This window comes from Streptomyces sp. NPDC051662, from assembly GCF_040681655.1.
Classification (GTDB): domain Bacteria; phylum Actinomycetota; class Actinomycetes; order Streptomycetales; family Streptomycetaceae; genus Streptomyces.
Window position 1 is genome coordinate 209,467 of sequence record NZ_JBFAZD010000007.1, and the last position, 9,494, is coordinate 218,960.

Below are 9,494 nucleotides of genomic sequence, written 5' to 3' on the forward strand. Positions count from 1 at the left end.
GCTCGTCTACGACCGGCCGACCCCGCGCGAGATGGCCGACTTCCTGCTCGCCGAACTCCTCGGCTCGCTGCCGGGACCGGCCGCCGCCGAGCCGGTGGCAGGGGGACGCCCGCTCGACGACGACCCGATCGCCGTCGTCGGCATCAGCTGCCGCTTCCCCGGCGGGGTCTCCTCGCCCGAGGAGCTGTGGCGGCTGCTGGACGAGGGCCGGGACGGCATCACCCGCTTCCCGGACGACCGGGGCTGGGACATCGGCGCCCTCGGCGCGGGCGCCTCCGACACCCTCGAAGGCGGATTCCTCACCGGGGTCGCCGACTTCGACGCCCGTTTCTTCGGTATCTCGCCGCGCGAGGCACTGGCGATGGACCCGCAGCAGCGCCTGCTGCTCGAAGCGACCTGGGAGGCGCTGGAGCGGGCCGGGATCGACCCGTCCGGCCTGCGCGGCTCCACCACCGGCGTCTTCGTCGGCACCAACGGCCAGGACTACCCCACCCTGCTGCGCCGGTCCGGCTCCGACGTCCAGGGGTATGTGGCCACCGGCAACACCGCCAGCGTCATGTCCGGCCGGCTCTCCTACGCCCTCGGCCTGGAGGGCCCGGCCGTCACCATCGACACCGCCTGCTCCTCCTCACTGGTCGCGCTGCACTGGGCCGGGAAGGCGCTGAGCGCCGGTGAATGCTCACTGGTGATCGCGGGCGGTGTCTCCGTGATGTCGAGCCCCGACTCCTTCGTCGAGTTCTCCACCCAGGGCGGACTGGCCCCCGACGGCCGCTGCAAGGCGTTCTCCGACTCCGCCGACGGCACCGCCTGGTCCGAGGGCGTGGGCATCCTCGTCCTGGAACGGCTCTCCGACGCCGTACGCAACGGACACGAGGTCCGCGGCGTCATCCGCGCCACCGCCGTCAACCAGGACGGCGCGTCCAACGGACTGACCGCCCCCAACGGGCCCTCGCAGCAGCGCGTCATCCGGCAGGCCCTCGCCGACGCCGGACTGACCGCCGCCGACATCGACGCCGTCGAGGCCCATGGCACCGGCACCACCCTCGGCGACCCGATCGAGGCCCAGGCCCTGCTCACCACCTACGGCCGCGACCGGGAGCGCCCGCTGCTCCTCGGCACCGTCAAGTCCAACCTCGGCCACACCCAGGCCGCCGCCGGTGTCGCGGGTGTCATCAAGATGCTGCTGGCGATGCGGCACGGCACCCTGCCCAAGTCGCTGCACATCGGCACCCCTTCCACGCATGTCGACTGGACGGCGGGCGACGTGCGGCTGCTCACCGAGCCGGAGGCATGGCCGGAGACCGGCCGCCCGCGCCGCGCCGGAGTCTCGGCGTTCGGTGTCAGCGGTACGAACGCGCATGTCATCGTCGAGCAGGCACCGGCCGTCGAGGCGCCGGCGGAGCGGACCGCCGAGCCCGTCGCCACCCCGGCCGTCGTGCCGTGGATCGTCTCCGGCAGGACCCGTGAGGCGCTTCAGGCCCAGATCGACCGGGTCACCTCCTTCGCGGCGGCCCACAGCGACCTGTCCCCGCTGGACATCGGCCGCTCGCTCGCCACGGACCGTACGGTCTTCCCGCACCGCGCGGTGCTGCTGGCCGGCGCCGACGGCGTACGGGAGAGCGCGCGCGGTGTCGCGAGCCGCGCCCCCGGCAGGACCGCGTTCCTCTTCTCCGGCCAGGGCAGCCAGCGCGGCGCCATGGGCCGCGAGCTGTACGAGCGGTTCCCCGTCTTCGCCGAGGCCCTCGACGCGGTCCTCGCCCATCTGGACACCGAGCTCGAATTCCCGCTCAGGGAGGTGCTGTTCGCCGATCCGGGCACCTTCGAGTCGGAGCTGCTCGACGAGACGGGATGGACCCAGCCCGCGCTGTTCGCGGTCGAGGTAGCGCTGTTCCGGCTCGCCGAATCCTGGGGCCTCACCCCGGACGTGGTGGCCGGTCACTCCATCGGTGAGATCGCCGCCGCGCATGTGGCGGGGGTGTTCTCCCTGGCGGACGCCTGCCGGCTGGTCGCGGCCCGCGCCACGCTCATGCAGGCGCTCCCGCAGGGCGGTGCGATGGTCGCCCTCCAGGCCACCGAGGACGAAGTCGCGCCGCTGCTGGACGGCGATGTCTCGATCGCGGCGGTCAACGGCCCGCGCGCGCTGGTCATCGCCGGTGCCGAGGACGCCGTCCTGGAGGTCGCCGAGGTGTTCGCCGGCGACGGCCGTCGCACCAGGCGGCTACGGGTCTCGCACGCCTTCCACTCGCCGCTGATGGACCCGATGCTCGCGGACTTCGCCCGGGTCACCGAGTCACTCACCTACGAGGAACCCCGTGTCCCGGTGGTCTCCAATCTGACCGGGGCCCTGGCGACGGCGGACGAACTGCGCTCGCCCGCCTACTGGGTGCGGCACGTCCGCGAGGCCGTACGGTTCGCCGACGGCGTGCGCACCCTGCGGGACGCCGGGGTCGGGACATTCGTGGAACTGGGCCCCGACGGGGTGCTCGCCGCGATGGCCCAGCAGAGCCTGGACGGTGTCGAGCCCGCGCCCGCGGTGGTGCCGCTCCTGCGCAAGGACCAGGGCGAGGAGGCGGCCGTGGTCGCCGCGCTCGCCGCGCTGCACACGCACGGCACGGGACCGCGCTGGGCCGCCTTCTTCGAGGGCCTGGGCGCGCGCCGGATCGAACTGCCGACGTATGCCTTCCAGCGCGAGCGGTACTGGCCCGAGCCCGCCGCGCTCGCCGCCGCCGGGGCACCCGACCCGGTGGACGCCGAGTTCTGGTCGGCGGTGGAGCGCGAGGACCTGGAGTCGCTGGCCGCCTCGCTGGATCTGGACGGCGGCACCGTCACCACGATGGTGCCCGCGCTCTCCGCCTGGCGCCGCCGCCGGGGCGAGCAGTCCGCCGGCGCCAACTGGCGCTACCACGAGACCTGGACACCGCTCGCCGCCCCGTCCGTGACCGAGCCGTCCGTGACCGAGCCGTCCGGCGACTGGCTGGTGATCGTGGACTCCGGCGCCGACTCGGCGTGGCACTCCGCCGCCGTCGAGGCGCTGCGTACGGGCACGGCCCGGCTGGACACGGTCGCCGCCGACCCCGCCGACGCCGACGGACTGGTCGGACTCCTGGCCGCGGCACGCGCGGACCGGGACGGATCCCCCTACACCGGCGTCGTCTCCCTGCTCGCCACCGGGGTCCCGGATGCCACGGGCGCCACGGAGCTGCCGTCCGACGCCGCCTGGTCCGACGCGCTGCTGACGGCCCTGGAAGCGGCGGGGATCGACGCGCCGCTGTGGTGCGTCACCCGGGGCGCCGTCTCCGTGGCCCCCTCCGAGCCGCCGCTCAGCGCCGGACAGGCCGCCCTATGGGGCCGGGGCCGGGTCACCGCGCCGGCGCACCCCGACCGCTGGGGCGGTCTGATCGACCTCCCCGGGACACTCGACGACCGCACCGTCGCCGCCTTCGCGACTGTCCTGACGAGCCGTCAGGACCGGGCCGGCGAGGACCAGATCGCGGTCCGCGCGAGCGGAACCTTCGGACGCAGGCTGGTCCGTACGACCACCACGGAGGCCAACCCGTCCGGTGACTCCTGGCGCCCCACCGGCACCGTACTCATCACCGGCGGTACGGGACCGATGGGCGGCCGGGCCGCCCGCCGGCTGGCCCGCGACGGCGCCACGCACCTCGTACTGACCGGCCGTCACCCGTCCGACCTCGCCGGGTCCGACGCGCTCGAAGCCGAACTGAAGCGGCTCGGCGCCACCGTCACCTTCGCCGTCTGCGACACCTCCGACCACGACGAGCTGACGGCGCTGCTCGCCGCGCTCCCCGAGGACGCGCCGCTGACCGCGGTGATCCACGCGGAGGGGATCACCGGTACCGGCGACTCCGGATCCGCGGGCCTCGCCGGCGCGCTCGCCGGAGTGAGCGGACTCGACACCGTCCTCGGCGACCGGCCGCTCGACGCGTTCGTCCTCTTCGGCACCGTCGCCGGAGTCTGGGGCGTCCAAGGCCAGGCGGACGAGGCCGCGTTCGGCGCGTACCTCGACGCCTTCGCCCGGCAGCGCCGTGCCAGGGGCGCCACCGCGCTCGCCGTCGCCTGGAGCGCCTGGTCCGGCGTGGTCGACACCGCCATGGCCGCGCATCTGCGGATGAACGGACTGCCCGTTCTGGACGCCGAGACGGCGCTCGCCGCGCTCGGCAGGGCCGTCGCGGACGGCGGGCCCGCCGTGACCGTGGCCGATGTGCGCTGGGAGACCTTCGCACCGGCCTTCACCCAAACCCGCCGCAGCGCCCTGCTGGCCGGCCTGCCCGAAGCACGCGAGGCCCTGGACGCGGCCGAACGCGACCGCGGCGACGAGCGGCCGGCGGCCGGCGCCTACCGGCTGGGACTGCTGGAACTGCCCGAGGCGGAGCGCGCCGACGCCCTGCTCACCCTGGTCACCGACAAGGTCGCCATGGTCCTCGGACACCCGGACACGGCGGTCGTCGAATCCGATCTGCCCTTCCGCGACCTCGGTTTCGACTCCCTGACCGCCGTCGATCTGCGCAACCAGCTCACGGCCGCGACCGGCGTCACCCTGCCCGCCACCCTGGTCTTCGACCACCCCACCCCGGCCGAACTCGCCGGTCATCTCCGAGGCCTGCTGCTCGGCGAACTGCCGGACGCCGCGGCCCCCGTGGTGGCCTCGGCCCGTACCGGCGACGACCCCGTCGTCATCGTCGGCATGGCGTGCCGCTACCCCGGCGGTGTCGGCTCGCCCGAGGACCTGTGGCGGCTCGTCATGGACGAGACCGACGCCGTCGGGGAGTTCCCCACCGACCGGGGCTGGGATCTGGACACCCTGCTCGGCGGCCCGCCGGAGGGCGGACGCGGACGCAGCACCACCGGAAACGGCGGCTTCCTCTACGACGCCGCCGACTTCGACCCCGGGGTCTTCGGCATCTCGCCGCGCGAGGCCATCGTGATGGACCCGCAGCAGCGCATCGTGCTCGAAGCGGCCTGGGAGGCGCTGGAGCGCGCGGGCATCGACGCGGCGACCCTGCGGGGCAGCACCACCGGCGTCTACGTCGGCGGCGGCAGCGGTGACTACCGGCCGCCGGCCGAGGCGGGCCAGTGGGAGACGGCCCAGTCGGCGAGCCTCCTGTCCGGCCGGCTCGCGTACTCCTTCGGTCTCCAGGGACCCACGGTCTCCGTCGACACCGCCTGCTCCTCGTCGCTGGTCGCGCTGCATCTGGCGGCCCAGGCGCTGCGGTCGGGCGAGTGCTCCCTCGCGCTGGCCGGCGGTGTGACCGTGATGGCGACCCCGGCGGGCTTCGTCGAATTCAGCGCCCAGGGCGCGCTGTCGCCCGACGGCCGCTGCAAGGCGTTCTCGGAGGACGCCGACGGCACCGGCTGGTCCGAGGGCGTGGGCATGCTCGTCGTCGAGCGGCTCTCCGACGCCCGGCGGCGCGGCCACCACGTCCTGGCGGTCCTGCGCGGCTCCGCCATCAACCAGGACGGCGCCTCCAACGGACTGACCGCGCCCAGCGGACCCGCCCAGCAGCGGGTGATCCGGCAGGCGCTCGCCAACTCCGCCCTGACGGCCGCCGAGGTGGACGCCATCGAGGCCCATGGCACCGGCACCAAGCTCGGTGACCCGATCGAGGCGCAGGCGCTGCTGGCGACCTACGGCCAGGACCGCGACCCGGACCGCCCGGTGCTGCTCGGGTCGCTGAAGTCCAACATCGGTCACACCCAGGCCGCCTCGGGTGTCGCGGGCGTGATCAAGATGGTGATGGCGATGCGGCACGGCACCCTGCCGAGGTCGCTCTACACCGAGACCCCGACCTCGCACGTGGACTGGACGGCCGGCGCCGCCCGACTGCTCACCGAGCCGGTCGCCTGGCCCGAGTCGGGCCGCCCGCGCCGCGCCGGAGTCTCCTCGTTCGGTGCCAGCGGTACGAACGCCCATGTGATCCTGGAGCAGGCGCCCGCCGGCGCCCCGGCGCCCACCGCGCCCGACGCGCCCGTCCGTGAGCCGGGGACGCTGCCGGTCCTGCTCTCCGGCAAGTCCGACAACGCGCTCCGCGCCCAGGCGCGCAGGCTGCTCGCCCAGGTGACGGCGCGGCCCGACGCCCCGCTGACCGACCTGGCGTTCTCGCTCGCGACGACCCGCGCGGTCTTCGAGCACCGGGCCGCCCTGACGGTCACCGACCGGGACGGTCTGCTCGCGGGACTCGCCGCTCTCGCCGAGGGCGGTACCGCCTCGGACCTGGTCGAGCACCAGGTGGAGCGGGTCGGAAAGCGTGCGTTCCTCTTCTCCGGCCAGGGTGCGCAGCGGCTCGGCATGGGCCGCGAACTGTACGAGGTCTTCCCGGTGTTCGCGGCGGCGCTGGATACCGTACTGGCCGCGCTGGAAACCGAGTTGGGGCGGTCGCCGCGCGAGGTGATGTGGGGCGAGGACGCCGGGGCGCTGAACGGGACGGGCGTCGCCCAGCCCGCGCTGTTCGCCGTCGAGGTGGCGCTCTTCCGGCTGGTGGAGTCCTGGGACCTGAGGCCGGACTTCGTGGCCGGCCACTCGATCGGTGAGATCGCCGCGGCCCATGTGGCGGGGGTGTTCTCGCTGGAGGACGCGGCCCGGCTGGTGGTGGCCCGTGCCCGGCTGATGCAGGCCCTGCCGTCCGGTGGCGCGATGGTCGCCGTACAGGCCACCGAGGAGGAGGTCCTGCCGCTGCTGTCGGAGCGGGTCTCCGTGGCGGCGGTCAACGGCCCGATGTCGGTGGTGATCTCCGGTGACGAGGACACGGTCCTTGAGGTCGCGGCCCAGCTGGAGGCCCAGGGCCGCAAGACGAACAGGCTGCGGGTCTCGGGCGCCTTCCACTCACCGCTGATGGACCCGATGCTGGACGAGTTCCGCACCGTCGTCGCCGGGCTGTCGCTCCGGGCGCCCCGTATCCCGGTGGTGTCCAACCTGACCGGAGCCCAGGCCACGGCCGACGAGCTGTGCTCGCCGGAGTACTGGGTACGGCACGTCCGCGAGGCCGTCCGCTTCGCCGACGGCGTACGGACGATGGCGGAGCGCGGCGTGACCACGTTCCTGGAGCTTGGCCCGGACGGGATCCTCTCCGCACTCGCCCAGGAGACGGCGCCGCGCGGCGCCGTGGCCGTACCGGTCCTGCGCAAGGGCCGGGGCGAGGAGACCACGCTCGTCACCGCGCTCGCCCGGCTGCATGTCCACGGGGTGAGCCCTCGGTGGTCCGCGTTCTTCGCGGGTACCGGAGCCCAGTGGCTGGACCTGCCCACCTACGCCTTCCAGCACGGCCGGTTCTGGCCGGACGTCATGCCAGGCGCCACCGCCGCCGGCGCCGACACGGGGGAGACGGAGGCCACGGACCGCGCGTTCTGGGACGCCGTGGAACACGAGGACTTCGCCTCGCTGGAGTCCGCCCTGGACGTCGAGGGCGACGCCCTGTCGAAGGTGCTGCCCGCGCTGCTGGACTGGCGCAGGCAGCGGAACGACGAATCGGTCATGGAGGGCTGGCGCCACCGGATCGTCTGGAAGGCCCTGGCCGGCGCGTCCCTCGCCCACCGCAAGTCGCTGACGGGCACCTGGCTCGCGGTGGTCCCCGCCGAACTGGCCGAGGACGCCTGGGTGTCCGCCGCGCTCGACGCGCTCGGCACCAAGGTCGTACGGCTCGCCGCGGGCAGCCCCGACCGGACCGAACTGGCCGGGGAACTGCGCGCACTCACCGGAAGCGTCCACGCCGAGGACGGCACCCGCCTCTCCGGTGTCCTCTCGCTCCTGGCCCTGCGCGAGACCCTCGCGGGCAGTGTGCCCGAGGGAGCCGCCCTCACCGCCGTACTGCTCCAGGCGCTCGGCGACGCCGGGATCGACGCGCCGTTGTGGTGCGCCACCCGGGGCGCCGTGTCCGTCAACCGCGCGGACGGCGCGCACCGCCCGCTCCAGGCCGCCGTATGGGGTCTCGGCCGGGTCGCCACGCTGGAGTACCCGGAACGCTGGGGCGGTCTGATCGACCTTCCCGAGACGCTGGACGAGCGCGCCGCCGCGGGCCTCGCCGGAACACTGGCGGGCCTCGACGGCGAGGACCAGGTGGCGGTACGCACCTCCGCGGTCCTCGCCCGACGGCTGGTACGGGCGCCGGGCAAGCGGTCAGCCCGCGCCTGGGACCCGGCAGGCACCGTCCTGATCACCGGCGGCACCGGCGCCCTCGGCGCCCAGGTCGCCCGTAGGCTCGCCAAGGACGGCGCCCAGCACCTGGTGCTGCTCAGCCGGAGCGGCCCCGGGGCACCGGGCGCCGACGCCCTGCGCGCCGAACTCGACGCCCTCGGCACGACCGTCACGATCGCGGCCCGCGATGTCGCCGACCGTGCCCAACTGGCCGCCGTACTCGCCGACATCCCGGCGGAGCACCCGCTCACCGGCGTGGTCCACGCGGCCGGTGTCCTGGACGACGGAGTGCTCGACCGGCTCACCCCCGAGCGGTTCGAGGCGGTCTTCCGCTCGAAGGTCACCTCGGCCCTCCTGCTCGACGAACTGACCCGTGAGCTGGACCTCGCGGCGTTCGTGCTCTTCTCCTCCGCCTCCGCGGCCGTGGGCAACCCCGGCCAGGCCAACTACGCGGCGGCCAACGCGGTCCTGGACGCCCTGGCCGAACGGCGCCGCGCCCAGGACCTCCCGGCGACCTCCATCGCCTGGGGCGCCTGGGGCGGCGGCGGAATGGCCGACGGCGCCGGCGCCGACGAGGCCGCCAGGCGCGCCGGAATCGGCGCCATGGACCCGGGGCTGGCCTGCGAGGCGCTGCTCCGGCTGGTCATGGAGCCCGAACCGACCGCGGTCGTCGCCGAAGTCGCCCTGGACCGCTTTGTCGGAGCCTTCGGCGCGGCCAGGCCGAGCGCCCTGCTCCGCGAGTTCCCCGGCTACGGCGAGCTGGTGGCCGCGACGGCGGCGGCGCCCGGGAACGGCGCGGCCGGCGGCGGACTGCGGGACCGGCTCGCGGGTCTGCCGGCGAACCGGCGGCTGGAGACGGTCGTCGACCTCGTCCGTACCCGGGCCGCGCAGGTGCTCGGCTACCCGGACACGGACGCCGTCGGCGCCGAACGGTCCTTCCGGGACCTCGGGGTGGACTCGCTCGGCGCCGTCGAGCTGCGCAACCAGCTCAACACGGCCACCGGCCTGAGCCTCTCCGCGACGCTCGTCTTCGACCACCCGACGCCCACGGCGCTCGCCGAGCATGTGCTCGGCGAGCTGATCCCCGACGAGGGGGACCGAGCCGGGGCCGACGGCGAGGAAGCGGAGATCCGGGCCTTGCTGGCGTCCGTACCGCTCGCGCGGTTGCGGGACATCGGCGTGCTGGAACCGCTGCTCCAACTGGCGGGACGGGGCGAGAGCGCCCCGGTGCGGGACGAGGGAACCGACAACACCGACGAGTCCATCGACTCGATGGCAGTGGCAGACCTGGTGCGGGCCGCGCTCAACGGCCAGTCCGACCTGTAGCGCGAGAGTGATGGAGCAG

The 9,494-nt window shown here is 74.6% G+C and carries 1 protein-coding gene (running past one end of the window); it reads left to right on the top strand.

Annotated features, from left to right (window positions below; genetic code table 11):
* Positions 1-9,475, top strand: the 3' end of a protein-coding gene (locus AB0M67_RS14640) for a type I polyketide synthase (protein WP_365745706.1). 19,196 nt of this gene lie to the left of the window's left edge; 9,475 of the gene's 28,671 nt are visible here — the last part of the coding sequence; its start codon lies beyond the left edge, outside the window; it ends in the stop codon at positions 9,473-9,475.
* Positions 9,476-9,494 lie beyond the last annotated feature (19 nt).